The 26,030-nt window shown below is 66.1% G+C and carries 27 protein-coding genes and 3 pseudogenes; 13 read left to right on the forward strand and 17 right to left on the reverse strand.

Annotated features, from left to right (window positions below):
- Positions 1-2: 2 nt before the first annotated feature.
- The 7 genes from GM1_RS02745 to GM1_RS02775 all read right to left on the reverse strand — a co-directional run bounded on the left by GM1_RS02745 (position 3) and on the right by GM1_RS02775 (position 3,252).
- A complete protein-coding gene (locus GM1_RS02745) occupies positions 3-428 on the reverse strand; it encodes a DUF6924 domain-containing protein (protein WP_008376422.1) in 426 nt (141 codons plus the stop codon).
- 80 nt (positions 429-508) lie between these two features.
- Positions 509-1,021, reverse strand: coding sequence for a hypothetical protein (locus GM1_RS02750; protein ID WP_008376424.1), 513 nt, complete (start codon positions 1,019-1,021; stop codon positions 509-511).
- Positions 1,022-1,037: 16 nt separating this feature from the next.
- Positions 1,038-1,562 carry a hypothetical protein gene (locus GM1_RS02755; protein WP_008376426.1) on the reverse strand — a complete coding sequence of 175 codons (525 nt, stop codon included), beginning with the start codon at positions 1,560-1,562 and terminating at the stop codon, positions 1,038-1,040.
- Between the two features lie 56 nt (positions 1,563-1,618).
- Positions 1,619-1,972, reverse strand: coding sequence for a transcriptional regulator (locus GM1_RS02760; protein WP_008376428.1), 354 nt, complete (start codon positions 1,970-1,972; stop codon positions 1,619-1,621).
- Positions 1,965-2,357: a hypothetical protein gene (locus tag GM1_RS02765; protein WP_008376429.1), complete on the reverse strand. Its 393-nt coding sequence runs from the start codon at positions 2,355-2,357 to the stop codon at positions 1,965-1,967. The genes GM1_RS02760 and GM1_RS02765 overlap by 8 nt, the downstream gene beginning before the upstream one ends.
- A 162-nt stretch (positions 2,358-2,519) precedes the next feature.
- On the reverse strand, positions 2,520-2,873 hold the full coding sequence (locus GM1_RS02770; RefSeq protein WP_008376430.1) for a hypothetical protein: 354 nt from the start codon (positions 2,871-2,873) through the stop codon (positions 2,520-2,522).
- 13 nt (positions 2,874-2,886) lie between these two features.
- The gene (locus GM1_RS02775; RefSeq protein WP_244874749.1) at positions 2,887-3,252 is read right to left on the reverse strand and encodes a hypothetical protein; all 366 of its coding nucleotides are present in this window, start codon (positions 3,250-3,252) and stop codon (positions 2,887-2,889) included.
- A gap of 469 nt (positions 3,253-3,721) precedes the next feature.
- On the opposite strand from GM1_RS02775, the gene GM1_RS02785 reads away from it, so the two are divergent.
- From GM1_RS02785 to GM1_RS02795, 3 genes and pseudogenes are all read left to right on the forward strand, one after another.
- On the forward strand, positions 3,722-4,639 hold the full coding sequence (locus GM1_RS02785) for an alpha/beta hydrolase (protein ID WP_008376434.1): 918 nt from the start codon (positions 3,722-3,724) through the stop codon (positions 4,637-4,639).
- 18 nt (positions 4,640-4,657) lie between these two features.
- Positions 4,658-5,378: pseudogene (locus tag GM1_RS02790) on the forward strand (SDR family NAD(P)-dependent oxidoreductase).
- 21 nt (positions 5,379-5,399) lie between these two features.
- Positions 5,400-6,035, forward strand: a complete 636-nt coding sequence (locus GM1_RS02795) for a TetR/AcrR family transcriptional regulator (protein WP_081604220.1) — start codon at positions 5,400-5,402, stop codon at positions 6,033-6,035.
- An 18-nt stretch (positions 6,036-6,053) separates the two neighbouring features.
- Here GM1_RS02795 and GM1_RS02800 read toward each other — a convergent pair whose 3' ends face one another.
- Together GM1_RS02800 and GM1_RS02805 are read right to left on the reverse strand one after the other, a co-directional pair.
- Positions 6,054-6,566 (reverse strand): flavin reductase family protein, encoded by a 513-nt coding sequence (locus GM1_RS02800; RefSeq protein WP_008376439.1) that lies wholly within the window; start codon positions 6,564-6,566, stop codon positions 6,054-6,056.
- A 4-nt stretch (positions 6,567-6,570) separates the two neighbouring features.
- Positions 6,571-7,132, reverse strand: a pseudogene (locus GM1_RS02805) (superoxide dismutase).
- Between the two features lie 78 nt (positions 7,133-7,210).
- Between GM1_RS02805 and soxR the strand changes: the two are divergent.
- On the forward strand, positions 7,211-7,675 hold the full coding sequence (gene soxR / locus GM1_RS02810; RefSeq protein ID WP_008376443.1) for a redox-sensitive transcriptional activator SoxR: 465 nt from the start codon (positions 7,211-7,213) through the stop codon (positions 7,673-7,675).
- Between the two features lie 899 nt (positions 7,676-8,574).
- Here the strand turns inward: soxR and GM1_RS23195 are convergent.
- From GM1_RS23195 to GM1_RS22875, 3 genes and pseudogenes are all read right to left on the reverse strand, one after another.
- Positions 8,575-9,300 (reverse strand): annotated as a pseudogene (locus tag GM1_RS23195) (4Fe-4S dicluster domain-containing protein); the annotation flags it as partial.
- Positions 9,297-10,244 carry a cytochrome P450 gene (locus tag GM1_RS02820; RefSeq protein WP_223291437.1) on the reverse strand — a complete coding sequence of 316 codons (948 nt, stop codon included), beginning with the start codon at positions 10,242-10,244 and terminating at the stop codon, positions 9,297-9,299. The gene GM1_RS02820 and the pseudogene GM1_RS23195, both read right to left, overlap by 4 nt.
- Positions 10,166-10,633, reverse strand: coding sequence for a cytochrome P450 family protein (locus tag GM1_RS22875; RefSeq protein ID WP_223291375.1), 468 nt, complete (start codon positions 10,631-10,633; stop codon positions 10,166-10,168). Before GM1_RS22875 ends, GM1_RS02820 begins: the two co-directional genes overlap by 79 nt.
- Before the next feature lie 127 nt (positions 10,634-10,760).
- On the opposite strand from GM1_RS22875, the gene GM1_RS02825 reads away from it, so the two are divergent.
- A complete protein-coding gene (locus tag GM1_RS02825; protein WP_008376449.1) occupies positions 10,761-12,008 on the forward strand; it encodes a PucR family transcriptional regulator in 1,248 nt (415 codons plus the stop codon).
- Here the strand turns inward: GM1_RS02825 and GM1_RS02830 are convergent.
- The 3 genes from GM1_RS02830 to GM1_RS02840 are packed head-to-tail and all read right to left on the reverse strand — an operon-like array spanning position 11,989 to position 14,086.
- Positions 11,989-12,426, reverse strand: coding sequence for a nitroreductase family deazaflavin-dependent oxidoreductase (locus GM1_RS02830; RefSeq protein WP_008376450.1), 438 nt, complete (start codon positions 12,424-12,426; stop codon positions 11,989-11,991). The genes GM1_RS02825 and GM1_RS02830 overlap by 20 nt on opposite strands.
- Positions 12,423-13,181 (reverse strand): alpha/beta fold hydrolase, encoded by a 759-nt coding sequence (locus GM1_RS02835; RefSeq protein ID WP_008376451.1) that lies wholly within the window; start codon positions 13,179-13,181, stop codon positions 12,423-12,425. Before GM1_RS02835 ends, GM1_RS02830 begins: the two co-directional genes overlap by 4 nt.
- Positions 13,178-14,086, reverse strand: a complete 909-nt coding sequence (locus tag GM1_RS02840) for an oxidoreductase (protein ID WP_040519348.1) — start codon at positions 14,084-14,086, stop codon at positions 13,178-13,180. The genes GM1_RS02835 and GM1_RS02840 overlap by 4 nt, the downstream gene beginning before the upstream one ends.
- Before the next feature lie 95 nt (positions 14,087-14,181).
- On the opposite strand from GM1_RS02840, the gene GM1_RS02845 reads away from it, so the two are divergent.
- From GM1_RS02845 to GM1_RS02855, 3 genes are read left to right on the forward strand one after another with little or no spacing between them, the layout of a single operon-like run.
- Complete coding sequence (locus GM1_RS02845) at positions 14,182-15,168, forward strand: adenylate/guanylate cyclase domain-containing protein (RefSeq protein ID WP_040519349.1); 987 nt, start codon at positions 14,182-14,184, stop codon at positions 15,166-15,168.
- Positions 15,165-16,103 carry a threonine/serine dehydratase gene (locus GM1_RS02850; RefSeq protein WP_040519351.1) on the forward strand — a complete coding sequence of 313 codons (939 nt, stop codon included), beginning with the start codon at positions 15,165-15,167 and terminating at the stop codon, positions 16,101-16,103. Before GM1_RS02845 ends, GM1_RS02850 begins: the two co-directional genes overlap by 4 nt.
- A 22-nt stretch (positions 16,104-16,125) precedes the next feature.
- Entirely contained in the window at positions 16,126-17,496 is a 1,371-nt protein-coding gene (locus GM1_RS02855) for an amidase (protein ID WP_157435744.1), read from the forward strand.
- A gap of 70 nt (positions 17,497-17,566) precedes the next feature.
- On the opposite strand, the gene GM1_RS02860 is transcribed toward GM1_RS02855, so the two are convergent.
- Complete coding sequence (locus GM1_RS02860) at positions 17,567-18,199, reverse strand: LGFP repeat-containing protein (RefSeq protein WP_008376458.1); 633 nt, start codon at positions 18,197-18,199, stop codon at positions 17,567-17,569.
- Positions 18,200-18,478: 279 nt separating this feature from the next.
- Between GM1_RS02860 and GM1_RS02865 the strand changes: the two genes are divergently transcribed.
- The 3 genes from GM1_RS02865 to GM1_RS02875 are packed head-to-tail and all read left to right on the forward strand — an operon-like array spanning position 18,479 to position 21,602.
- Positions 18,479-19,291: an alpha/beta fold hydrolase gene (locus GM1_RS02865; protein ID WP_052005293.1), complete on the forward strand. Its 813-nt coding sequence runs from the start codon at positions 18,479-18,481 to the stop codon at positions 19,289-19,291.
- On the forward strand, positions 19,291-20,190 hold the full coding sequence (locus GM1_RS02870) for an alpha/beta hydrolase (RefSeq protein WP_008376462.1): 900 nt from the start codon (positions 19,291-19,293) through the stop codon (positions 20,188-20,190). Before GM1_RS02865 ends, GM1_RS02870 begins: the two co-directional genes overlap by 1 nt.
- On the forward strand, positions 20,187-21,602 hold the full coding sequence (locus GM1_RS02875; RefSeq protein ID WP_008376464.1) for an MFS transporter: 1,416 nt from the start codon (positions 20,187-20,189) through the stop codon (positions 21,600-21,602). Before GM1_RS02870 ends, GM1_RS02875 begins: the two co-directional genes overlap by 4 nt.
- Positions 21,603-21,668: 66 nt before the next feature.
- Here the strand turns inward: GM1_RS02875 and GM1_RS02880 are convergent, their stop codons facing one another.
- Positions 21,669-23,903 carry an NADP-dependent isocitrate dehydrogenase gene (locus GM1_RS02880; protein ID WP_008376466.1) on the reverse strand — a complete coding sequence of 745 codons (2,235 nt, stop codon included), beginning with the start codon at positions 23,901-23,903 and terminating at the stop codon, positions 21,669-21,671.
- Positions 23,904-24,252: 349 nt separating this feature from the next.
- On the opposite strand from GM1_RS02880, the gene GM1_RS02885 reads away from it, so the two are divergent.
- Positions 24,253-25,338, forward strand: a complete 1,086-nt coding sequence (locus GM1_RS02885; RefSeq protein ID WP_008376467.1) for an NADH:flavin oxidoreductase — start codon at positions 24,253-24,255, stop codon at positions 25,336-25,338.
- Positions 25,335-26,000, forward strand: a complete 666-nt coding sequence (locus GM1_RS02890; protein ID WP_008376469.1) for a DUF1345 domain-containing protein — start codon at positions 25,335-25,337, stop codon at positions 25,998-26,000. Before GM1_RS02885 ends, GM1_RS02890 begins: the two co-directional genes overlap by 4 nt.
- Positions 26,001-26,030: the final 30 nt, after the last annotated feature.

A 26,030-nucleotide genomic window follows, 5' to 3' on the forward strand; every position in this document is an offset into this window, starting at 1 on the left:
GATCAGATTCCGCGCAGCACCCCGTCGTCGTCCGATGCGTCAATGAAGTCTTCCGGGTCGAGATTCGCGATGAGGAGATTGTCGACGACCGATGAGAGCATCCGAGGGATCACTCGAAGTTCTGCGAGTTCCGCGCTGTCTTCGCCCGCGAGCAGGTCGACTACGAGGATCGGGTATTCCGGAGACGACAGAGTGCGACAGTCTGCAACGTACGCGAAGTCGTTGTAGTCACCGCCTGAGTCCTTGGCCAGTCGGGCCAGGAAACCCCGATCTGCACCCTCGAATGCGCGGTCATCGACGAACGTGAAGTCCGATTCGCCTCTCGTGAGCTCCGTGACGACATCGATCAATTGCCGCCACTCCGCGTCACTGTCCGAATAGTCGGTCCGAAAGATGAGTACTGATCCTGTGGGGTACGCAACGGCCATACGCCAGCACGCTACCTGGGCAAACATTTGGAATCTGCGAAGTCGCTGGGACGAGATACTTCTGTCTATTCGCCCAGCAGTTACGACGTCAGACGGACCGCTCCGACGTTGCTTGAGCATTCGAGGTATGGAACGCCGGTTCCGCTCTCGCCGCACACCCACCTCTGCCCCGCCGCCGACACGTAGGTGACGCCGCGATCTCCCGCTTCGCGCTTCGCCCCGAGAGCAGCCGAAACGGCCATCGCCGTGGCGCATTCCGGGCCGAATGACCACACGGCGAGCTGGTTGTAACCGTCGCCGCAGTATGTTCCGGCGGCGGACGGTTCATTCGGGTCGACCGGACTGGCCTCCGTCGGCTCGGACGGTGGCGTGGTGGTCGCGGTGTCGGCAGCCTCCGTAGCGGTGTCCGGAACGAGGACGGACGGCCGAGCGGACGACGGATGAGGTTGCGGCGCTTGCGTGCTCGGTGACGATTTGAGGGTCGATGCCGACGTCGGTTCAACGTTCGGCCCGCATCCGACGAGTAGCACCGCCGTCACGGCCGACACCAGAACGCCGGCCGGTGCACGACTCTGCGCGAAGGTGATCATCATCCTCTGCTCCTGACACTCACGGAACGATCAATGCATTGAGGCCGGGAATGATGCTGCTGGGCGAACTCCCCTTGTACTGCTCACGCACCACGGTCACTGCCGCCACCACCAGACCTGCACCGGTGCGGGCCGTCGCCACAGTCGGCAGTGTGGCCGGGTAACCGGTCACTGGAAAGCTCGGTCGCCGCCAGTGCCGCAATGCGACAGTTCCCGTCGCGCCGGTGGATAGGTTGTGCCACGCCACCGAGACATACCGGTAGGCGTACTGGTAGAACCACGGCGCCAGTCCGGTCGCGACGAACACGACAGAAGCCTCGCCCTGTGGTCGGGCGGTCACTCGAGTCTGTTGAAACGACCCGCCGGGGACTCCGCCGGGTCCGATCTCCACTCCGCCGATCGCCGGGATGGCGAAGGTCAATTGCCCGGCGGCTTGATTCGCTTCGGGTGCTGCGGACGCGACTCCGTCGGTCAGAGACGACGCGAGGATCGCGCCGCCAAGTGCGACTGCTGCGAACGAGAGCGTCCCGGTTGATGTCGACATCTCTTCCATCTCCTGTCCAGCGGTTGCCGCGACGCGGATCGGTCGCAGCCGCAGATCTACTCGACGCCCGACCCGGCGTCAGACCTCGACACCTCCGGTCGTTCAAGCTCCTCAACAGGCGCCGAAGACTCGATGATGTCTTTGAGTGCCCGGACGTGATCGCGGTAGGCCTGGAGCCCGTCCTCAGTCAGAGCGAGTCGTAGCCGCGAACGCCCTGCTCGCGTCACGTACTCCTCACTGAGGTACCCGGCTTCTGTCAGCTGGGCGACCTGCTTGCTGAGGGCCGACTTCGACAGGTCCAACCGCGTCTGCAGTTCGCCGAACTCGACGTAGGACGAGGCAGCGGCGATCGCGCAGATCCGGAGGCGGGCCGGCGCGTGGATAACAGGATCGAACCTCGGCTCATGCATGGCCGAACCTCGCGCGGTACCGGCGGCCCATGTCAAGAGTCGTCGCACCAGCGAGCGCGCCCGCGACAAGCCACAGCCACGGCCGCTCGAGCCCGATTGCGAGAGCTGCGGGGGTTCCGGCCAGAACACACATCGCAACGACATAGGGTGCTGACTGCCGCGCGTCCGGCCGCACGTAGCCGTAACCGGGCCTCCCATACACCCTCCGAATCCCGACGCCGACGACGCCGACCAGGCAGACGACGGTCACGGCCTTTCCGATGTCGTGAGGAAGGACCTGAGCCCAACACGCCACGGTGAGGAGCGTCGCCTGGACGACGAAGAACACCCACGGCAGCGGCGGGTTGCGAGTCGACTTCTCCGACTCGAGCGCCCACTGGATCATTCGTCGTGCGTCGTCGCGGTCGGACGCTCCCCTACTGTTTCCATAAAGGAAACAGTAGCACCGTTCTCGAGCAACTCAAACAGTCGGACGACGGACCCCCCGCTCGTTGGGCGAGTCGAAGCAGCAGGGGGAAGGCCATGCTCGCCTCAACCGCAGGAGAGACTACTGCCCGTAGGTGTACCGAAGGTTCGCGTTGATGAGCGTTCCGATGCGTTGGCAGACGTGTCGGAGTTGAGAATCGGGAACGGGACTCTCCGCGAGCAACGTCCATCGCAGATCGGTTTCGCCGTCGACGTCGATCAAGTCGAACGCGACCTGTAGGTCAGGTCGCCTGGTCCACAGTGACGACCAGACCACACGCAGGGGTCGTTCAGATTCGATCATGGTCGGCTCGACCTCGTCATCGAACAGCGTCAGCCACTGCCTGGCGGGCTGCCGGTTCGGGGAGGTCAGATCCTCGAACACCACCGACGGCGGCGCCGGTTGCCTGCGGCGCTTGGTGGCTACCGGTTCCACACCCGGGCGTCGGTCATCGCTTCGGGGTGAGGAGGAACGATCCGATGACCGCGCCGCCGAGGTATGCCGGTCCGCGGTAGCCTCCGCGCCCGTCGGGATTCATGATCACACGATGGCCCGGAAAGAAGTCGACGTAGTAGCTGCCGCGGCCCATCGGGTGGATCCGGTAGCGGCCGATCAAGACGAGGTCGTGACCTTGCACGCGACCGTCACGTTTGAGCAGAACGGCACCGCCAGACAGCGTCGTGGATGTGTAGGCGCCCGGCTTGACGTCGGCAGACGCTTGGCCCGCGACTCCGCCGACGGCCACGGTGGCGGTGACCGCGACCACGACTGCAGCACTACGGAAAACCGCTGAACGCGATGGTGTGGTCATCATGTTCTCCTGACGTCTCGGGAATCTCAGTGTACGCCGCGATCACACCGCAAGCGCCGAATATCCGCTGGCCGCACAGGTTTTCGCGTGTTTGACCGCTTCGCCGCACACTCTTCCTCCGTAAGATCAGGCAATGATCGCATCTGAGCGCACACCGCGAGGCCGGACTGCCGATGACCTCCTCTCCATCGCGCCGGACACGTCATGGACAACCGCCGACATTCACCTCCACCAGCCAGGCACGGTCGGGAGCTGGTGCCACCGATCGACATACATCGGAGCGAGCGCAGCGGTTGTCGAACAGTTGCTCCTCACACCCGGGATCGAGGCGTGGGCGACCGATCAGAACCACAGGATCACCTGGGATGCAGACAGGCTCAACAGTTCGAGCTGATCCAATTTTTAGATGGTCTTCCAATTTTAGTTCTCAATCTATATTCTGGTCTAACCAACGCTCCTGGAGGAGACCTGAATGCCCCCTGACCAGACACCGGCACCCCGCACCGACGTCACTTTCGCATCCGGCGACGCCCAGTGCGCGGCATGGCTCTACCTACCCGCGGGGTACTCGCCGGCCGCCCCGGGACCGATCATTGTGATGGCCCACGGCCTGGGCGGCGTCCGCGAGGAGCGGCTCGACGCATTCGCTGACCGTTTCTCTGCAGCCAGCTACGCCTGCCTCGTCTTCGACTACCGATACTTCGGCGCGAGCGGCGGCGAGCCGCGCCAACTGCTCGACGTCGCCAGCCAACGCGCCGACTGGAAAGCCGCCGTCTCCTACGCCCGCAGCCTCCCGGAGATCGACCCCGACCGCGTAGTCGTGTGGGGCACGTCGTTCAGCAGCGGTCACACGATCGTGACAGCCGCCGACGACAAGCGGATCGTGGCGGCAATGGCACAGTGCCCCTTCACCGACGGTCTCGCCTCAGGCCTCACGATGTCGCCACTCGTCAGCGCAAAGGTCACCGCGCGGGCAGTCCGCGATGTGATCGCCTCTCGCCTGGGCAAGGGTCCGGTCATGATCCCGACGTACGGAGCACCCGGCTCGACCGCGCTCATGACCTCGCCCGACGCCGCCGCAGGCGTGCAAGCCCTCATTCCGGAGGGAGCGAGCTACCCGAAGGACGTGGCCGCTCGCATCGCCCTGCAGATCCCCCGCGAGTTCCCCGGACGCAAGGCGAAGGACGTCACGTGCCCGCTGCACGTGGTGATCTGCGAACGCGACACCGTCGCTCCCCCGAAACCTACGCAGAAGCACGTCGCCAAGGCGCCGAACGCCGAGATCAAGCTGTACGACGCCGGCCACTTCGACATCTACGTCGGCGACTGGTTCGAGCGCAACGTGACCGAACAGCTCGACTTCCTCACCCGTACCGTCCCCCTCGCCTGACGCCGATCGGAACTTCTGATTACTCGATACGAACTCAGCGGACGCACTGTCGTCCTCACTGGATCCACCGGCGGTCTCGGCGCCGCACTCGCCACCGAACTCCGCTCGCGCGGAGCCAATCTCGCTCTCCTCGACCTCCACGCAGAGGCGGTCCGGGATCAGGCGACATCGTTCGGCTCCGACTCCGTGGCGCGGGCCTGGACCGTCGACGTCCGGGACATGACGAGCATCCAGGCGGCCGTCGATGAGGCGGCCGAGCACTTCGGCCGAATCGACGTCGTCATCGCCAATGCCGGCGTCGGATCGATGGCAGCGTTCGTCCCACTCACCGCTCAACGGTCCGTACGTGGCGAGCAAGGCCGGAGTCTGGGCATTGGCCGACGCCACCCGACTCGAACTCCGCCACCACGGCGTGGACGTCGGCAGTGCACATCCGACGTTCTTCGAGACCCCGATGATGGACGACGTCCACGCCGACCCCGCAGGTCGGCGCCTCTGGGGCGGCAACACGTCCGGACTCTGGAAGATGATTCCGTTGGACGAGGTGGTGGCCACGATCGTCGACGGCATCGAACGACGGAAGCCGTTGATCGTCGCACCGAAGAGCAACTCGCTGTTCGCGCGGATTCCCGGCTTGATCCGACCGATCGTTGATCGAATCGGCTTCCGCGGCAACACGATTCCCGATGCGGCGGCGCTTGCGAGCGAAACCGGCTGGATCAGCTCCCGGCACGACTGACAGTTCGGGTCGCGTGACAGAATGCAGTCGTCGAGAGGAGGCCCGGTGCCCGACGAGAAGTCCCCGTCCCGCCAGATGCGCAAACGCACGGCGACGCGTGAAGCGATCATCGACGCCGCCGAGGCCCTCCTCGACGACGGAGGACTCGACGCAGTGACCCTGCCCGCGGTGTCCGATCGGGCGGACGTCGCGCTGCAGACCATCTACAACCGCGTCGGTACGCGTGACGCCCTTCTGCTCGCGGTCGCCGAACGAGCACTCGCCGCGAACCGCGAGTACATGGACGCCGCTTACGCCCGTCCGGGAACGGCTGAGGAGCGTGTGATGGGCGCGGCTGCGGCGTATGCCGCCTTCGCTGCCGAGCGACCGCACCAGTTCCGTCTGCTGGCATCGCCGCCGGACGTCCCGGAAGCGTTGGAGCGCATCGCCGATCTCACCGACGAGCAGAACGGCAAACTTGCGGACGCGATCCGCGATGGAGTCGCCGACGGCACCGCCCGAGCCGATCTCGACCCCGACTTGACCGCCACCCTGCTGTGGGCGGCGGTCAACGGGGTCCTGAGCCTGAGTTGGCACGTCGGACGCTATCGGCACGACGTGGACGAACTCCTCGCGCTGTTCGCATCATTGGTCGCCGACGGCCTCCGACCGCGGTGATCTGCTAGGCGTGATCGGCTAGGCCGACAGCTTCCGTTCGGCGCCGCCAGCGACCGTGTGAAACTCGTGGTCCCACCGCAGAAGAGGCGCGTGGCCCGCCCCCAGCACACCTCGGACCACACTGCCGACAACGAGGACCTGGTCGTTCACGGGCGTCGTCGACGCCGTCACGCACGAGAAGGTGGCGAGTGCGTCCGCCAGACGCAGGGTCCCGTCCGGTGACCGTTCGGCCCCGGCAGCGCGCAACGCGGCAAGGCGTTCGGCGTGCGTGGTCTTCGCCGTGAGGCGACGGACCAGTTCCAGATGATCTGCAGCGAGCACGGATAACGTCCATGGCCCACCCTTGCTGATAGCGGCGAGTCCGGGCCGCGTCGCCCCGACCGAGACGGCCAGCGCGAACGGATCCACCGACGCCGTCAGCACGGATGCGGCGACGAAGAACGCGTCGTCGCCTCCGTCTCGGACGGTCACCAGACCGACTCCGCTGCCATACGTCGCGAATGCGTCGTACAGGTTCGTGTCCGACCCCATCGGTTCAGAAGACCAGACGTCCGGGCGTGATCGCCGCGTCGAACCGCTCTTGCGCGTCGGCCCAGTTCGCGATGTTCCAGAACGCCTTGACGTAGTCACTCTTCACGTTCAGGTAGTCGAGGTAGAAGGCGTGCTCCCACATGTCGAGCTGAATGATCGGGACAAGCGTGGCCGGGATGTTGCTCTGCTGGTCGTACAGCTGAACGATGTGCAGTTTGCCGCCGAGCGTGTCCCACGCGAGGATCGCCCAACCCGACCCCTGAATGGTGAGTGCCGTCTGCTCGAAGTGCGCTCGGCTTGTCACCGCCGTCCGGCGAGAGGTTCTTCCAGAAGATGGAGTGGTTGATGTGACCGCCGAGGTTGAACGCGAGAGTCTTCTCCAGACCGACGATCGCACCGAAGTTCCCCGAGTCACGTGCCTCGGCCAACTTCTCGAGAGTGGTGTTCAGTCCGGCCACGTAATTCGCGTGGTGCTTGGAGTGATGCAGTTCCATGATCTTGCCGGAGATGTGCGGCGCGAGTGCGTCGTAGTCGTACGGGAGTTCGGGCAGCGTGTAGTCGGTCATGTCGACGTCCTTTCGAAGAGGTGCGTTCGCCACGCTATGACTTCAAGTGCACTTGAGGTCAACGGCTACAGTGGAGACATGGACCACACGGGCGTCACGCACCACGAGCCGGACGAACTCCTCACCGTCGGCGAGATGAGTCGCCGTACCGGCGTCGCAGTGTCCGCACTCCACTACTACGAGTCACTCGATCTGATCGCGTCACAACGAACGGCAGGCAACCAGCGCCGCTACCCGCGCCACATGCTGCGGCGAGTAGCGCTGGTGTCCGTGGCGAAGCGTCTCGGCATCCCGCTGTCCGATGTACAGGACGCCTTCGCCGAGGTCCCGCTCGACACGAGGCCGAGCCACGAGGACTGGCAACGCGCCTCACGCCGATGGAAGACCACACTCGAACAGCGCAGGCTCGGCATCGAGAAGCTCGAGAAGGAGCTCACCGGATGCATCGGCTGCGGCTGCTTGTCGATGAAGGCGTGCGGTCTGCTCAATCCGGACGACGAATTGGCCCAGACAGGATCGGGCGCCCGGCGTGTCCCGTTGTGAGCGTCGTGTGATCCCCGACCAGGACGAATGAGTGATCTCACCGGAGTGCCACTTCGGCGCCGACGGCCAAGAGGTCCGAGACGTCGGCGATCTTGATGCGCGGACGCCCTTCCGCACTGCCCGCAGTGCGGAAGGGCGTCGATGCGACGCCAGCCGTCAGCGTCGATGACACACGCGCCATTGCGTTCGGCCAGGGCGACGACATCGTTGCCCACGCGTCGATCGGTGCGCGTCGCCAAGTCGTCGATCACCGATCGCGCCGTCTCTTCGGCGCATCGCCGATTGGCGCCGATTTCGCCACGCGCACCACGCTTGATCCACCCCGCGACGTACTGCCCGGCGATTGTCTCGCCCGATTCTGCGTCGACCACGCGGCCGTCCCGATGGGGAACTGTTCCGGCCCCCGAGTCGAATGGGAGTCCGTCCAGCGGGGCACCCCGGAAACCGACCGCTCCGATGATGAGTCCGGTCTCGATCACGTCCGCGGATCCGTCGTGGTCCACTTCGAGGCCGGTCACCGACCGATCACCCAGGACGGCCCGGGGAGTCGTGTCGAAACGGAACACGAGGCGGCGGTCGTGGTTGCGTGTTCGAGTGTCGACGAGGGTGCGCAAGAGCGCGACCGCCGAGTTGTCGGCGTCCGACTCGTCGCCGACTGGATCGCCGACGACGATGTCTGCCGGAAGGTCGACCAATGCGGCGACCTCGCCGACGGTGAACGCGGCTTGCGCCGGGCCGCGTCGTCCGAGGATGACGACTTCTCGCACGGTGCTCGTCCGGAGGGCATCGAGCGCGTGATCGGCTATGTCGGTGGTCGCGAGCGCGTCGGGGTCGGCGAGGAGAACGCGTGCGACGTCGAGCGCGACGTTCCCGTTGCCGATCACCACCGCGCGGTCAGCGGACAGATCGACGGCGAGACCTGCGGCGTCGGGATGACCGTTGTACCAGGCGACGAAGTCACCGGAACCGATGTATCCGGCACGGTCCTCGCCGGGGACTCCGACCGTCTTCGACACCGGCGCGCCGTGCGCGAACACGACCGCGTCGTACGACGACGAGAGGTCGTCGGGAGTCACGTGCACGCCGACATCGATCCCGAGCAGGTACCGGAATCGCGGTGACGACGTGGTCGAGTCGAGAACGTCGCCGACTTTCTTGGTAGTCGGGTGATCGGGCGCGACACCGGCGCGGATCAAGCCCAGTGGCGTCGGCAATCGCTCGATGACGTCGACGTACACGTTCGGCTCGGTGAGCAGCTCTGCGGCCGCGTACAACCCCGCAGGTCCCGCGCCCACGACGGCGACTCGGGCCGGCGAATGGACACGAGTCGGCGGCGCGGGTCGGAACGGGACGAGTCCGTCCCGCACATCGTGATCGCGGTAGTACGCGGCGTTGATGTCGACGAACACCTGCTGATTCGGGCGGAGAGCGTCAGTATGAACGATCGCATCCACCGGGCACTCCGGAACGCACGCGCCGCAGTCGATGCAGGTGGCCGGGTCGACGTACAACATGTCGGCGGTCGCGAAGGCCGGTTCGTCGGGTGTGGGATGAATGCAGTTCACCGGACACGCAGCGACGCACCCGGCGTCGTTGCAGCACGATTGGGTGATCACATGGCTCATCGGACCACCGTCACCCGGCCGCCGCGGCCCGGTGTGAACGGCAGCCCGCGGAACACCACCCGTTCTGCCCGTTCGGTGGTCGGCAGCACACGGAACTCGCTCAACACGGTTCGCAGGATCACCGCCATCTCCATGTTTGCGAACGACGCCCCGATACAGCGCCGATTTCCGCCGCCGAAGGGCACCCACGCATAGGTGTCGGGCATGCGGCCGAGAAAACGTTCGGGCATGAACTCGTCGGGTCGCGGAAAGTTTCGCGGATCATTGTGCGCGACAGACGCCGCAACGTACACGTTCATACCGTGCGGGATCACCCACTCGCCGAGCGCCATTCGATCGGCGCGCACCGTTCGCACGGTCCCGTCGATCACGGTGCGCGAGCGCATCACCTCGTGAATGGTGGCCTGCAGATAGGACGACCCGCCGCCCTCGATCTCAGCGACGAGCCTCTGCAGAACGTGAGGATTGCGGCTCAACCGTTCGAACGCCCACGCGAGCGACGTGGCAGTCGTCTCGTGACCGGCGGCGAGAAGCGTCACGAGCTCATCACCGATCTCCTCGTGTGTCATCGCCGATCCGTCGTCGTACCGGGCTCGGAGCAGGAGCGACAGGACGTCGGTCCTGGTGTCGAACTCCGGGTCGGATTCAGCCCGGCGGATGAGCCGCTCCAGAATCTCATCGAAATGCTTCCGCATGGCGAGGTGACGGCGCCACGGGCTCAACGGACCCCAATCCCACTGCAGCGGACGGATTGCGAAGATCGTCGCACCGAATCTGATCCACCTGGGCATGAGTTCCCGGAGTTCATCGAACTCGGCGCCCTCGGCCCCGAACACCGCCCGCAGAATGATGTTCAGTGTGATGCTCATCGTCGACGGGTGCGTCGGAAACTGCTTCCCGATCGGCCAGGTGGCGATCTCCTTGCGGGTCTCCTCCTCCGCGATCGACTCGAAGTCCCGAAGGCTGCGACCGTGGAACGGTGGGGTGGTGGGGTGAGCAGTTTCCGGTCCCGGCGGTGTTCGGAGGTCTGTTTGCCGAAGATCGACCCGGATCCGAACATGACGTCGAGACTCGGTTCGATCCCGCCCGCGACGTCGGACGGGACGTGGAACAGTTCGTCGAACATCGTGGGCTCGGTGATCACGACGGTCCGCCCGAAGCTCAGCAGGGGCATGGTGAACGTCGGCCCGTAACGCTCGGCGAGTTCGGCCAACGATCGCGGCCGGTCGGTGACGAACCGGATCTGCGCGCGAGGACTGAAGCGCGGACCGTCAGGAAGTCGAACAGGCGCCTGCGAGGTCGTCGAGGTGTCGGTGGACAGTCGTGTGGTCATGAGGGCCTCCCGCGGCGTCGCGCTGTGATGTGCTTCTCATGGTCTTCACTCCTCGTTCACATCGGTAGGTGCATTCGCACCAGAGCACCTTCATGTGAGTGCACTCTGCAGCGGATAGTCTCGGGCAATGGACTCCTCCGAGTGCACGCCTGCTGTGAAAGACTTGATCCGTCGAGCCGCGCAGGCGGTGATCGACGCACCGCCCGATTGGTTCGACGAGATCGATGAGGCCGCGTTCCAGGCGCCCGACACGCGACCGGTAGCCGACGACCCCGCGCTGCGTGCCCTGACAGTCCGCAACACCCACGCCATGCTCACTCGCTGGGCGACGGCCAACGTCGACGCTCCCGGTGTGCCCGTTCCGCCGTTCATCGACAACATCCAGGAGACCGCGCGCCTGATGGTCGCGCGCGGGCACACCGACGCCAGCGGCGAGGCGTACCGATTGGGCCAGAACGTCGCGTGGCGTCGATGGATGAAGATCGCGTTCGGCCTCACGTCCGACACGGACGACCTACGGGACATGCTCGACGTGTCCGCCGAGCTCATCGGAACGTTCGTCGACGCGACGATCGAGGCGCTGACCGCGCAGATCGCCGTCGAGCGTGAACACGTCGTACGAGGCCGAGACACCGCACGACTCGACGCGGTGTCGTTGATCGTCGACGGCGGCGCCGTGGACGTGCCTGCGGCCGAACGGTTGCTGGGATATCGATTCGAGCAGCCGCACACCGCGATCGTCGTGTGGACGACAGCACCGTCGCCTCGGCTGTCCGAACTCGAACACACCGCCGACACTCTCGCTGCTCATCTGGGTGCCACTCGGACCGTGCGCGTGGTGGCGAGTCCCGGAGCAGTGTGGGCGTGGTTCGCATCCGTCAACCGCGACCGACTCCACGACGTCGAGTCAGCTCTGGCCATCGGCAACCGGCGGCACGTCGCGATCGGCTCGACAGGTACGGGCATCGACGGCTTCCGGACGTCGCACCTCGACGCCGTGAGCACTCAGCGGATGATGGCCCGGATGGACACCGACCACGCCGTCGCGACCTTCGACGACGTGGAAGGCGTCCTGCTGGCAACCGCATCGCCGGACCGCGCCGACCGGTTCGTCTCGCACACCCTCGGTCCGCTCGAGAACAGCCATCCGGATGTTCGAGCAGCGGTGCGGGAGTACCTTCGCGCCGAGTGCAACGCGTCGCGCGCTGCCCAGACGTTGTTCACTCACCGAAACACGCTGCTCCGCCGGATCAAGCGAGCGGACGAACTCCTCCCCCGCCCACTCGGCGAGAATGCGCTCAACATCGGAATCGCACTCGAGATCCGCCACTGGCGCGGATCGGCGAACGAAACGATCAGCGAGTCTCGCAGATGACCACCGGGATGTCGCGGGAGGTGCGCTTCTGGTACGACGCGTAGCCGCCGTACGCGGCCACGATCTGCGGCCAGAGCCGCGCCTTCTCGTCCGGGGTGGCGGTCCGAGCAGTCACGGGGCGGGTCACGCCGTTGATGACGATCCCGGCGTCGGGCGTCGCCTGCAGATTCCGATACCAGTCGGGATGGCGATCGTCGCCGCCCTTCGATGCCACCAGGACGATCCGTTCGGCGTCGTGAACGGGGCTGGTGAGGAAACATGATCGAGGGAGGCCGGACTTCCGTCCGACCGTGTGGAGTTCCACGGTCGGCATGCCGAACGGGGTCGACAGCAGTCGGCCGCCGCTGACCGCCAGGATCAGTCGGTGACCGCGGTTCATCAGTTTGCTTCCGAGGTCTTTCACGGTGTTCGAGTTCATCGGCGTTCCTCATGTTGTGCCCACCAGTCGACGATGCGGTCGACGACGTGCTGCGGTGAGCGGACCCAGTTGATGTGATCGTTCGACGCACCGTCGGGTACGTCCTGGTCGCGGTAGTGCCATCGTGTGACGGCTGTCGGTGTGAACAGGCGACCGGCGAGATCGTCGACGGCGGTCGTCGGCGACAGTCGATCGTGGTCGAGGCTGATGACCAGCGCCGGGGTGTCGATCTGCCTCGGCACGTCGAACGGAGGTGTGCCGGTGAGGACCATCCGTGACCATTCACGCATCAGCGTCCGCGCGCCGGGTCCCCCGAAGGCGGGCTTCGGGAGGTGCCCGAACAATGCAGTGGCGACCGGGACGATCACGCCGGCCATGAACGCGATCAGCAGACCGCCGTGCGGGAAGTGCCGGTAGAACGGATAGGCGCCGCCGACGGTCACCACGCCCTCCACGGGAGTCCGGGTCAGCTCGTGGCCCGCCGCCAATTGTGCGCCGAGACTGTGGCCGAGCAGGATGACCGGGCGGTCGGGGTTCTCCCTTCGGACCACCGCAACGGCTGCCTCGATGTCGCCTATCTCGTCGTCATAACTCCAGTCCGCTGCACGTCCGGCCCGCGGCTGATCACGCTCGAACCCTCGACGGCCGAGTGCGCGCGCATCCCATCCGTGGGTCGCGAACGCCTCTGTCACTGGTCTGTAGAAGCCGGACCCGATCGCCATCGCCGGGGCGATGAGAACAATCGGCGAGGTCATCGCGCGTGGGCGACGGCCATCGGCACGCCCGTCAGTTCCTCCGACACCGCCCACAGCCGCCGGATCCCTTCGTCGGTGCCCGGACGGATCATCGGGCGTCGGACGGGTGACCCGAAGCCGGCAAAGGTCGGACCGTAGAGCGTCCCGCCGACCGCCGCGGGATCAGTCGCCGCGCGAAGTTGGCTGAGGGCCCCGCGTGGGACCGACATCCCGAAGAACCGCGCCGTGTAGCCGCCGAGTGCGCCGAAGACGCCGCCTCCACCTGCCTGATGAGTTGTCGTCTGCAAGTCGGAATCGGTCCAACCGGGATGGCCCGACAGCGCCTTCGCGCGAGCGCCCGCCTCGACGAACAGCCTGTTGAGGCCGATCGCGAAGTGCAGATTGGCGAGTTTGGAGTTCCCGTACGCGCGCCACGCGTTGTACGTGCCGGCGAGGAACGGATCGGCTGGGTCGAGATTTCGGCCTTGGTGGCGCGCGACGCTGGTCACGGTCACCACGCGACCGGAGTCGGCGGCAAGCACCGCGGGCAGGAGGTCGGCTGTCCAGGTCCAGTGGCCGAGGTGATTGGTTCCGAGCTGCGTCTCGAAACCATCGACGGTTCGGCCCTCGGGCGTCGCCATGACGCCCGGGTTGTTGATCAGCAGGTCGATGCGATCATGCTGGTCGAGGACGCGGGCTGCCGCAGCCCGCACGGATTCCTGCGATGAGAGGTCGAGCGGCACGATCTCGATCGATGCGCTCGGGGTCTGCGCGAGAATCGCCGTCGTGGCGCCGTTCGCCTTGTCGATGTTTCGAGCGCCGATGACGACATGTGCCCCTTTGCTCGCCAGGGCGGTCGCCGTTGCGAGCCCGAGGCCCCCGTTGCCGCCGGTGACGACTGCGACGCGGCCGTCCTGCTGTGGAATGTCCTAGGAACGATAAGTGAGCAGTGTCAACATTCACGGGCGGATCGGCTCGAAATCCGCACACCGGGACCATTTATCGACATACCGTTTCGATCGTGGACACCGATCACGACGACGCCGACACCCGCGCCCTCGCCGAAGCCATCGAGTCGATCCTGCTCGGCGGGGACCGAACGCTCAGTCCGAACGATCTCGCCGAGCGCACCGGAATCGACGCCGACTACAGTCGCCGACTCTGGCGATCGATGGGGTTCCCCATCACCGACGACGACGCGATCACCCTGACCGACAACGATCTCGCCGCGATGAAACGTGTGAAACACGCACTCGATCTCGGAGTGGTCAGCCCCGCGACCATGACCGCTCTCGCTCGGCAGACCGGTCAGGTGTTCTCTCAGCTCGCCGAAAGCGAGGGGAACGAGCTGTTTCGCGTGGCACTGTCGGCGGTGAACGACGATCCCGATGGAAAGGACGCGCTCGTCCGGCTTCTCGCCGACGACCTCGTCCCGCTTATCGAGAGCATGCACTCGTACGTCTGGCGCCGACAGTTGGCCGCCTATGTGGCGCGGACGGTCGCCCGCTACGAGCGGTCGGGGACCGCCGACGTCGATGTGACGGTCGGATTCGCCGACATCTCTGGTTACACATCATTGTCGAGGCACGCCACGGAGTCGGACCTCGCCGGACTCCTCGAGCTGTTCGAGTCCGTGGCGACGGACGCGGTCGGCGCACACGACGGTCGCGTGGTGAAACTGATCGGCGACGCAGTCCTCTTCACCACGGCCGAACCGACCGCCGGAGTCGCGATCGCAGCAGAACTGCTCGCCCTGTGGCCCGCCGACAGGCCGCCGGTCCGCGCGGGGCTGGCGACGGGCACCGTCTTACGAAGGGTCGGCGACGTGTTCGGTCCGACGGTCAACATCGCCAGTCGACTCACCTCATTGAGTCGACCGAACGAGGTCCGAGTCGACGAGAAGACCGCGGCTGCGCTCGTCGATCGACACCGATTGGTCGAACAGGATCCCCAGGACGTCCGCGGATACGACGGCCTCCGATCGTGGACACTAATGTCGGGACCGTGATCACTGCAGACGATGTCCGCGCCGCCCGCCGTCGAACCGGCGACTATGTGAGACGCACACCCATTCTACGCGCGGACGCCCACGAGTCCGGCGCCGACATCTGGTTCAAGGCCGAGTTCCTGCAGCGCTGCGGAGTGTTCAAAACCAGGGGCGCCTTCAATCGTCAACTGCGCGCCCGGGAGAACGGACTCCTCGACGCCGCGACCGGAATCGTCGCGGCGTCAGGCGGAAACGCGGGCCTCGCCAATGCGTACGCGGCCTCGGTGCTGGGCGTGCCCGCCACTGTGTTCGTCCCCGAGACCGCACCCCGGGTGAAGGTGGATCGGCTCCGGGCGTTCGGCGCGGACGTGCGGCAGGTCGGCACCGAGTACTCCGAGGCCTACGCCGCGTCCCAGAGTCATGTCGCCGAGACCGGTGCGCTGTTCTCCCACGCATACGACCAGCCCGACATCGCCGCAGGCGCGGGCGTGATCGGTCTCGAGATCGTCGACGACGTGCCAGACGTCGACACTATCGTCGTCGCCGTGGGCGGCGGAGGCCTGTTCGCGGGCATCGCCGCTGCCGTTCACGATCACGGCGTACGAGTGGTCGCCGTCGAACCAGAACTGATTCCGACCCTGCACGACGCTCTCGACTCCGGGCATCCCGTGGACGTCTCGGTGTCGGGCGTGGCGGCCGACTCGCTCGGCGCCCGCCGGATCGGCGACGTCGGATTTCAGGTTGCTCAAGCCACCGACCCGATCAGCGTGCTCGTGACCGACGACGACATCGTCGATACTCGTCGAGCGCTGTGGGACGAGTACCGGATCCCGGCGGAGTACGGTGCTGCGGCAGCACTCGCCGCGTTGCGCGGCGGCGCGTACGTTCCCGCACGGTCCGAGACCGTGGCGGTGATCGTGTGCGGCGCGAACACCGACCCGTCGACCCTCCGGTGACAACCCGGTTAGCATGGCCCGCATGACGTCTGACCGCCCCTGGCACGAGCTCGACGCCCACGACTGGCGCGAGCGAATCACGTCGGGATCGGCGACGACGGTGGACGGCATCCGCGCGTCGCTGCAGCGGATCGACGACCTCGATGATTCGCTCAACGCATTCGCCGTGGTTCTCGCCGACGAAGCACTCGCCGCTGCGCGGACACTCGACGCACTCCCTGACAGTGAGCACGGACCGTTGCATGGCGTGCCGATCGCGATCAAGGAGGAGAACGACGTCGCCGGCTGTGTCACGACTTTCGGCACATCGGCCAACAGGACCCCGGCATCTGCCGATTCGCACATCGTGGCATTGCTGCGGAAGGCGGGCGCGATCATCATCGGCAAGACCCGGATGCCTGAGTTCGGGGCATGGCCGTTCACCGAATCCGCTTCGGGCGGGATCACTCGCAATCCGGTCGACCCTTCACGCACACCGGGCGGGTCGAGTGGCGGCACCGCCGCCGCGGTGGCGTCCGGCATGGTGCCGGCGGGCATCGGCGGCGACGGAGGCGGCTCCATTCGCATCCCGTCCGACCGGTGCGGCCTGTTCGGGCTGAAGCCGCAGCGCGGGCGGGTGAGCCCCGCGCCGTACCCGCACCTGTGGTGGGCCCTGGGCACGATCGGACCGCTGACCAGGACGGTGCGCGACTCTGCGCTGATCTACGACGTGATCTCCGGATCGACGCCCACCGATCTGTTCACGACCGAACCGATCGGTTCACTCGTCGGCTCTCTGGAGAGGGGCCCGCGGCTGCGCATCGGATGGTCGATCGCGTCCGGCACTCCTGGGTTGCACCCGCATCCCGACAACGTGGCGGCGGTCCACCGCATCAGCGAACTGCTTCGATCGGCAGGCCACACAGTGGTCGAGTATCACCCGAAACACTCCGACCCGACGGCGGCGTTTGTCCCTCAGTTCTTCGCAGGCATCCGGAGCGAGGCACAGGCCGTCGAGGACTACAGCGCTCTCGAACAGCGGACTCGGTCGGTCTACCGGCTCGGGTCCTGGGTCACCACGGCGGTGCGGGAGAGCGCGATCCGGCGCGGAGAGAGAATCGCGGGCCAGGCGGACCGGATGTTCGACGACGTCGATGTGCTTCTCACCCCGACTGTCGCCGATCGGCCGCGGCCTGCCGGTGTGCTGAGTGGCGCGGGGCCCGTTCGTGCATTGATCTCGTCACGCCCGTCGATCGCGTACACGGCTGTGTGGAACGTGACCGGCCATCCCGCAGCCACCGTGCCTGCAGGACTTGGAACCGACGGACTTCCGGTGTCCGTGCAGATCGTCGGACCCCGCAACGGCGAACCCCGCCTCATCTCACTGGCGGCCGAGATCGAAGCGTCCGTCTGACCGACGACGGCAGCCGAGCTCGAGCAGTTGCTCGAGCTCGGCTGCCTCGTGTCGGGACCTGCAGAAGGTCCTACTTTGCGGGAACGACGGCGCCCTTGACCGTGACCTCGACCTTGTTGGTCTTCGAGTCCCAGGTGATGGTGCCGTTCTCGAAGGTCGACTTCTTGACGGTGCCCTCCTCGGTCTCGTCGCTCGTCGCGGCGCCAAGAGGTCCATCGGAACCGGACTCTCCGTCGTCGGACGGCTTGCCCGACGCGTCGCGTTCGACGTTCCAGGCGTCGCGGATCTTGCCCCACGTGATGAATGCGGGCGTGCCGGCATCCGCGTTCTTCGCTGTGATGACGCCGCCGTCGAACTGCTGGAACACGACACCGCTGTCGCTCGTGCCCGCGTAGTCGTCGTCACCGGCCTTCGGCTTGCCGAGGTCGGTGCGCTGCTTGTCCGTCGCGGCCGAGTACTTCGCGGCGATCGGTCCGGTCAGCGTGACCTTGGTGCCGTCGGCGGCGGTCAGCTCCACGTCCTTCGCCTTGTCGGCGCCTGTCGAATCACTCGAGCTCGTCGACCCGTCGGCGCTTGTCGAAGCGACCGCAGTCGACGAGTCGGCTCCGTCGTCCGACTTGTCGTCACTGCAACCCGCCACCACTGCCGCGGTGAGCGCCAACGCTGCGGCGACCCCCGCCGTCCGTCGCATGATGTCTCGCATGATGTCCTTTCGATCTTCGTCGAGTCGATCTCCGGTCGAGGCCGGTGGATGTTCTTCGATCCCACCGACTCCGCTTGACGAGACTAGCCAAGGTTTGCTGGTTGGGAGCCGTTCTGACTCATAACAGTTCGAAGAATATTCATTCAATCGGACTACAACGGGCATAGTCGGCCCAGTTTCGACTCGAAACACCTTCTCCTATACGTTCGTATAGTCGCCTGTAAGGAGCCTCACGTGACCGATATCAACATCGAGACCATCACCGTCGACGTCGACGGAATGCACCTCGTCGGAGACCGCCGCCGCACCGCGTCGACAACGGGCTCACCCATCGTCCTGCTCCACGGCGGCGGCCAGACCCGCCACTCGTGGGATCGCAGCGCCGACGCCCTCGCCGTCCGCGGCCGGGACGTCTACACGTTCGATCTGCGCGGTCACGGTGACAGTTCGTGGGCGCACGACGGTTACGGCATCGGCGGATTCGTCACCGATCTTCGCGGGGTCTTGCTGACCCTCGACGCGCCTCCCGTGTTGATCGGGGCATCGCTCGGAGGCATCACCAGCCTCTGCGTGACGGGTGAACAGCCCGGATCAGTGTCGGCGCTTGTCATGGTCGATGTCGTGGTCGACGTGGAACCCGCAGGCATCGACCGCATCAAGGCGTTCATGAGCGGTCACATCGACGGCTTCGACACCTTGGACGACGTCGCCGACGCGATCGCCGCGTACACCCCCGGCCGGGCTCGCACGCGGAATCTCGACGGTCTGCGCAAGAACGTCCGGCAGCGTGACGACGGACGCTGGTACTGGCATTGGGACCCCGCGTTCATCCTCGGTGACGGGGATGAAGCCCGGACCGTCACCGACCCCACCCGCCTCCGGGCAGCCGCCACGAGGGTCGATGTCCCGACGCTCATCGTGCGGGGCGGCAAGTCCGACGTCGTGAGCGACGCGGGTATCGCGTCGATGAAACAGCTGATCCCCCACGCCGATGTGGCCGATGTCGCCGCGGCGGGCCACATGGTGGCCGGCGACGACAATCAGGTGTTCGCGGCGTCCATCGAAGAGTTCCTCGACCGGCACGGTCTGTGATGCGGCTGCGTCTGGCCGATCTCGCCGACCCGCGATTGGACGCGTTCGCCGCGGAATCGCGCGCCCACCACGCGACCACGAACGGAGCCCGCGGTCCGGCCGACCTCGACGGACTCCGCGCCATGCGTGCTCAGATCGCCGCACGGCCATCCGTGGCGGACCCGGCGGCCCGCACCTCGACCATCGACGGTGTTCCGGTCCGAATCCTGGAACCGTCGTCAGGTCTGAGCCGCGGGGTCTACCTCGCGCTCCACGGAGGCGGCTTCTACCTCGGCTCGGCCGTGCGCAACGATCCACGTCACCGGGACCTCGCCGAATCGCTCGACGTCACCGTCGTCGCGCCCGATTACCGACTCGCGCCAGAGCATCCATGGCCCGCGGCAGGCGACGACTGCGAGACGGTCGCACGGTGGCTGATCGACCATGCGGGAGCAGAGTTCGGAACGGACCGCTTGATCATCGGCGGCGCGTCGGCAGGAGCGACGCTGGCACTCACCACACTGTTGCGTCTCCGAAACCACGATCTGTCCGGCGAGTATCGCGGCGCCGTCCTGACCTTCGGCACCTACGACATCAGCGGCCGAACACCGATGGGTCGCGCGATCGACGACGAGTACTTCATCGAGGCGTACGTCGGACACGTCGACGACCGGAGCCACCCCGACATCTCCCCCGTGTTCGCCGATCTCCGTGGACTCCCGCCCGCTCTGCTGACCGTCGGCGCCGACGACGTCGTGCTCGAGCACAGCCTGGTGCTGGCGGCACGCCTGACGGCCGCTCGATCGGACGTGACCCTGAACGTGTATCCCGACGCGCCCCATGCCTTCACCGGAGCTCCGACGGCGATGGCGTCCGCCGCGTGGGACGACATGTACCGATGGATCGACGGTCTCCTATGACGCAGCCACATCCGCGGCTCGCGGTTGTCGTCCTCTGCGCAGCGGGCATCGTGGTCGCACTGATGCAGACGATCATCGTCCCGCTGATCCCGAGCCTCCCCGCGCTGATCCACACCTCGGACAACAATTCGTCGTGGGCGCTGACGATCACCCTGCTGGTCGGGGCGGTCGGAACCCCGATCGCAGGTCGTCTCGGCGACATGTTCGGCAAGCGGCGCGTCCTCGTCGGCAACATGCTCGCCGTGACCCTCGGCTCCGTGGTCTGCGCGGTGTCGACGAGCCTCATTCCGTTCCTGATCGGCCGCGGTCTGCAGGGCATCGGAATCGGCACCATCGCGGTCGGCATCAGCATCATGCGCGACATCGTCCCTCCCGCGCGTCTCGCGTCGTCCGTCGGCACGATGAGCGCATCCCTGGGAGTCGGAGGCGCGTTGGGTCTGCCGTTCTCCGCGATCATCGCTCAGCACATCAGCTGGCACGCACTCTTCTGGATCAGTGCGGCGACGGCCCTGGCCTGTGCGCTCGCGATCCTCGTCTACGTTCCGGAGAGTCCGTCGATCGCAGGCGGCCGCTTCGACGCCGTCGGCGCACTCGGCCTCGCCGCCGCACTGACCTTCATCCTGCTCCCGGTGTCCAAGGGAGCCGCGTGGGGTTGGACGAGCCCGATCACCGTGACCGGGTTCGTCGCGTTCGCTGTCGCAGCTGTGCTCTGGTGGAGATATGAGCGCCGGGTCGCCAATCCCCTGATCGATCTCGACACTCTCACCAGTAGACCGATTCTGCTCACCAACATCGCATCCGTCGCGACCGGCTTCGCGTTCTACGCAATGCAGATGGCGCCGATCCAGATCCTCATGGCGCCGGAAGGAGCACCGGCGGGCCTTGGCATGAGCATGGTGCTGGCGAGTCTCATCCTGATGCCGACCGGACTCGTGATGTTCGGTTTCTCGTATGTGAGTGCCTGGCTCACACGTCGACGGGGCGCCCGGGTGTCGCTCGCGACGGGTGGACTCGTGATCGGCGCAGGGTACATCGTGTTCCTGGTGATGCTCCTCGGTCCGTGGGCCATCGCCTGGTGGTGGATCATCGGCTCGAGCAGCCTCGTCGGCGCCGGTCTCGGCATCGCCTACTCGGCGATGCCCGCTCTCATCATGCAGGTGGTGCCGGTCAGTCAGACCGGTGAGGCCAACGGCGTCAACGCCCTCATGCGTTCGGTCGGCACAGCTGCCGCCACCGCGGTCGTCGGCATGGTCCTGACGGCGTCCACGGTGGCCGTCGCCGGGCACCACGTCCCCACCGTGGCCGCCTACACCACCACCACGGTCATCTGCGTCGGCGTGTGCCTTCTCGCCTTCGTGACCGCAATCGCGATCCCGAAACGGACCGCGCTCGTCATCGACGAGGTCGCGTAGGCACCGAACAGAAACAGCGGGCCCACCCTGTGAAGGGTGGACCCGCTGATGTCACTTCGCCGTCGATCAGCCTTGAGCTGCGGCGAGGGCGGCGTTGAGCGTCGCACTCGGACGCATCGCGGCGTCCAGCTTCTCGAGATCGGCCTGGTAGTAGCCGCCGAGTTCGACGGCGTTGCCCTGCACTTCGCCGAGCTCGGCGACAATCGTGGCCTCCTGAGCCGCGAGCGTCTCGGCGAGCCCTGCGAACGTGGCCGCCAACTCGGCGTCCTCGGTCTGAGCGGCCAGTTCCTGGGCCCAGTACAGCGCGAGGTAGAACTGGCTGCCCCGGTTGTCGAGCTCGCCTGTCGTCCGCGACGGCGACTTCCGGTTGTCGAGCAGCTTGCTGGTCGCGGCGTCGAGCGTGGTGCCGAGGATCGCGGCCTTCGGGTTGTCGTTCTTGCGACCGAGGTCGTCGAGGCTCGCCGCGAGGGCGAGGAACTCACCGAGCGAGTCCCAGCGAAGGTGGTTCTCTTCGACGAGCTGCTTGACGTGCTTCGGCGCCGAGCCGCCCGCACCGGTCTCGTAGAGGCCGCCGCCCGCCATCAGCGGGACGATCGACAGCATCTTGGCGCTGGTGCCGAGCTCGAGGATCGGGAACAGGTCCGTGAGGTAGTCGCGGAGGATGTTGCCGGTCACCGAGATGGTGTCCAGACCGCGCATCGCACGCTCGAGGGTGTAACGCATCGCGCGGACCTGCGACATGATCTGGATGTCCAGACCCTCGGTGTCATGATCGGCCAGGTACTTCTTGACCAGCGTGATCAGGTTGTTCTCGTGCGGGCGGTACGGGTCGAGCCAGAACACTGCCGGCATTCCCGATGCACGCGAACGGTCGACGGCGAGCTTCACCCAATCCTGGATCGGCGCGTCCTTGACGATGCACATGCGCCAGATGTCGCCCTGCTCCACGTTCTGCGACAGCAGAACCTCACCGGTCGACGCGTCGACGATGTTGGCGACGCCACCCTCCGGAATCTCGAAGGTCTTGTCGTGCGAGCCGTATTCCTCGGCCTTCTGCGCCATCAGGCCGACGTTCGGCACGGTGCCCATGGTGGTGGGGTCGAACGCGCCGTTGGTCTTGCAGAAGTTGATGATCTCCTGGTAGATCCGGGCGAAGGTCGACTCGGGCATCACTGCCTTCGTGTCCTTCTTGCGGCCGTCGGCGCCGTACATCTTGCCGCCGATGCGGATCATCGCGGGCATCGACGCGTCGACGATGACGTCGCTGGGCGAGTGGAAGTTCGAGATGCCGCGTGCCGAGTCGACCATCGCCAGCTCGGGACGGTGCTCGTGGCAGCGGTGCAGATCCTCGACGATCTCTTCGCGCTTCGACGCCGGGAGGCTCTCGATCTTGTCGTACAGATCGACCATGCCGTTGTTGACGTTCACGCCCAGTTCGTCGAAGAGGTCGCCGTGCTTGGCGAAGGCGTCCTTGTAGAACACCTTGACGCAGTGGCCGAAGACGATCGGGTGCGAGACCTTCATCATCGTCGCCTTGACGTGGAGCGAGAACATGACGCCGGTCTCCTTGGCGTCGTTGAGCTGCTCCTCGTAGAACTCCAGGAGCGCCTTCTTGCTCATGAACATGCTGTCGATGACGTCGCCCTTGTCGAGCGGAACCGTCTTCATCAAGTGCGTCTCGCCGTCGGGGGTCACGACCTCCATGCGGGCTTCGCATGCGTGATCCATGATCATCGACTTCTCGCCGGCGTAGAAATCGCCGTGGTGCATGTGTGCGACGTGCGACTGCGATGCCATCGACCACTTGCCCATGCTGTGCGGGTTCTTGCGAGCGTATTCCTTGACGGCCTTCGGCGCGCGGCGGTCCGAGTTGCCTTCGCGCAGCACCGGGTTCACGGCGCTGCCCAGACACGCCGAGTACCGGTCGCGGATCTCGACCTCTTCGGGAGTCTTGGGATCCTGCGGGTAGTCGGGCAGATCGTAGCCGTGCTCACGCAGCTCGGCGATCGCGGCGTTGAGCTGCGGGACCGACGCGCTGATGTTGGGGAGCTTGATGATGTTGGTGTCCGGGTCCTGGGTCAGTCGACCCAGTTCGGCGAGGTTGTCGGGGACTCGCTGGTCCTCGGTCAGCCGCTCGGGGAACGCCGCGAGAATGCGGGCGGCCACCGAGATGTCGCTCGTCTGGACGTCGATCCCGGCGGGCTCGGCGAAGGTGCGGATGATCGGCAGGAACGCTGCGGTGGCGAGGCGAGGCGCCTCGTCGGTGAGCGTATAGATGATCGTCTGCTTCTGGGAGGTCATGGTTGCAGCCTCTTCTGATCGTCGTCGTTCTTGTGGAACTCGTTGCTATCGCTGACATTGTCCCGCCGAACGTGACCCAGTGCGCGCGGTCCCGGGAATTGCGAGGCAGCACACACAGCGATCGGCCACTGACCTGCACTGCTTGCTGTGTACAGCAGTTCGGGTCGTCTGGTGGGACGGTTTTCTTTCGATCGGCCGGTATGACCCGGCGATTCGGGGCGCTCGGCGGAGTGATTGTCCGTCTCCCGCTTCGCTATTCATTCTAGCGATGTCGATATTCGCCATGCCCGGCACGCCTGCACCGCGACAGGCCGATAACCTCGGCGTAGATCCCCCGTGAAGGAGTCCGATGTCAGCCTCGTCCGCACCGATCACGTTCAGCCATGGCCCGACATGGCGAAACCGAGTCGCACTCGCCCCGCTGACCAACCTGCAAAGCGGGTCCGACGGCGTTTTGAGCGACGACGAACACACCTGGCTCACTCGGCGTGCCGAAGGAGGCTTCGGTCTGGTCATGACGTGCGCGGCGTTTGTCAGCAGCGCAGGCCATTCGTTTCCGGGCCAACTGGGCGTCTCTGACGACACGCACCTCGCAGGGCTGACACGCCTCGCCGACGGTCTCCGCGCGGCGGGTTCGGTGTCGTCGCTTCAGCTCCAGCATGGCGGTCGTCGCGGTGACCGTGCCCTGTCCGACGATCTCGTCGCTCCGTGGGACGACGCGAAGTACGGTGCCACCGCACTCACCACCGAGGGCGTCGAGCAGATGGTCGACGACTTCGCGACCGCTGCGCGCCGCGCCGAGCAGGCCGGCTTCGACGGTGTTGAGATCCACGGTGCTCACGGATACCTGATCGCGCAGTTCCTCGACGGACGAAGCAACACGCGCACCGACCGATACGGCGGCAGCGCCGACAACCGCTTCCGGGTGGTTCACGAGACGGTCGCCGCCATCCGAGCCGCCACGGGCCCCGACTTCCAGCTCGGTCTGCGTCTATCCCCCGAGCGATACGGGATCGTGCTCGACGAGGCTCGGGAACTCGCCGCACAGGTGATGGCCGACGGCGCCATCGACTATCTCGACATGTCGATGTGGGACGCGTTCAAGATGCCGCACGGTGAAGAGCCCGGCGATCGACCACTGCTCGACCTCTTCACCGAACTCCCCCGCGGCGACGTCCGCCTCGGGGTGGCAGGCAAGATCTTGACCGCGGCGCAGGTCCGCGAATGCCTTGAGCGGGGCGTCGACTTCGTGCTCGCAGGCACCGCGGGCATCCTTCATCACGACTTCCCGAGGCGCGTGGTCGGCGACCCCGACTTCGCCGCCACCCATCCGCAACCGGCTTCACATTTCGTGGCCGAATCAGTCGGACCGTTGTTCCTGGACTACCTGTCGACCAACTGGGACGACTTCGTCACCGCCGACGGCGTTCGATGATCGACCGGGACGACGTGGCGGCAGGTGTCGCCACCGCAGCGGACCTCATCGTGGTCGTCCTGGCGCTGTACAGCCTGTTCGCCGCGAATTTCTACGCACTGCTCGCGTGGGAGATCGCGGCCGCGGTGTATCTGCTGTGCACCGGCGTGGTCATTCGGCGCCGGGTCCGACGGGGGACGTCGGACCCCCGCACCGGACTCCTCAGCCGGTTGTCGTGGATCGTTCCGTTGGCGACCAGCCTGGCCGGAGTGAACGCCGCCGTCGTCGCTCTTCTCGGGCAGTCGTACGCGGAGAAGTACGCGGACAGCGCAGGATCGGCGGCTTTGCTCGGAGTGACCGGAATTGTGCTGTCCTGGCTGCTTCTGCACGTCGCGTTCATGCACATCTACATGAGCCGCTACAGCGAATCAGCTGCGCCTGCGCTGTCGTTCCCCGAGGATCGTGGTCCCGATGACGACGACGTCCCGCCGCGTGAGCCGGGATACCCGGAGTTCATCTACTTCGCGTTCACGCTTGGCACCACGTTCGCGACGTCCGACGTCGAAGTCCGCACCCGGCGAATGCGGTCTGCCGTCGTCGTGCACAGCGTGTGGAGCTTCTTCTACAACGCTCTCGTCGTGGCGGTGGCGTTCCAGGTGCTGCAGCGGTTCGCGACCCTGTGACCGCCTCCACCTGGTGGGCACTCCTCGGTG

This window comes from Gordonia malaquae NBRC 108250 (assembly GCF_000344135.1).
GTDB classification, from domain to species: Bacteria; Actinomycetota; Actinomycetes; order Mycobacteriales; family Mycobacteriaceae; genus Gordonia; species Gordonia malaquae.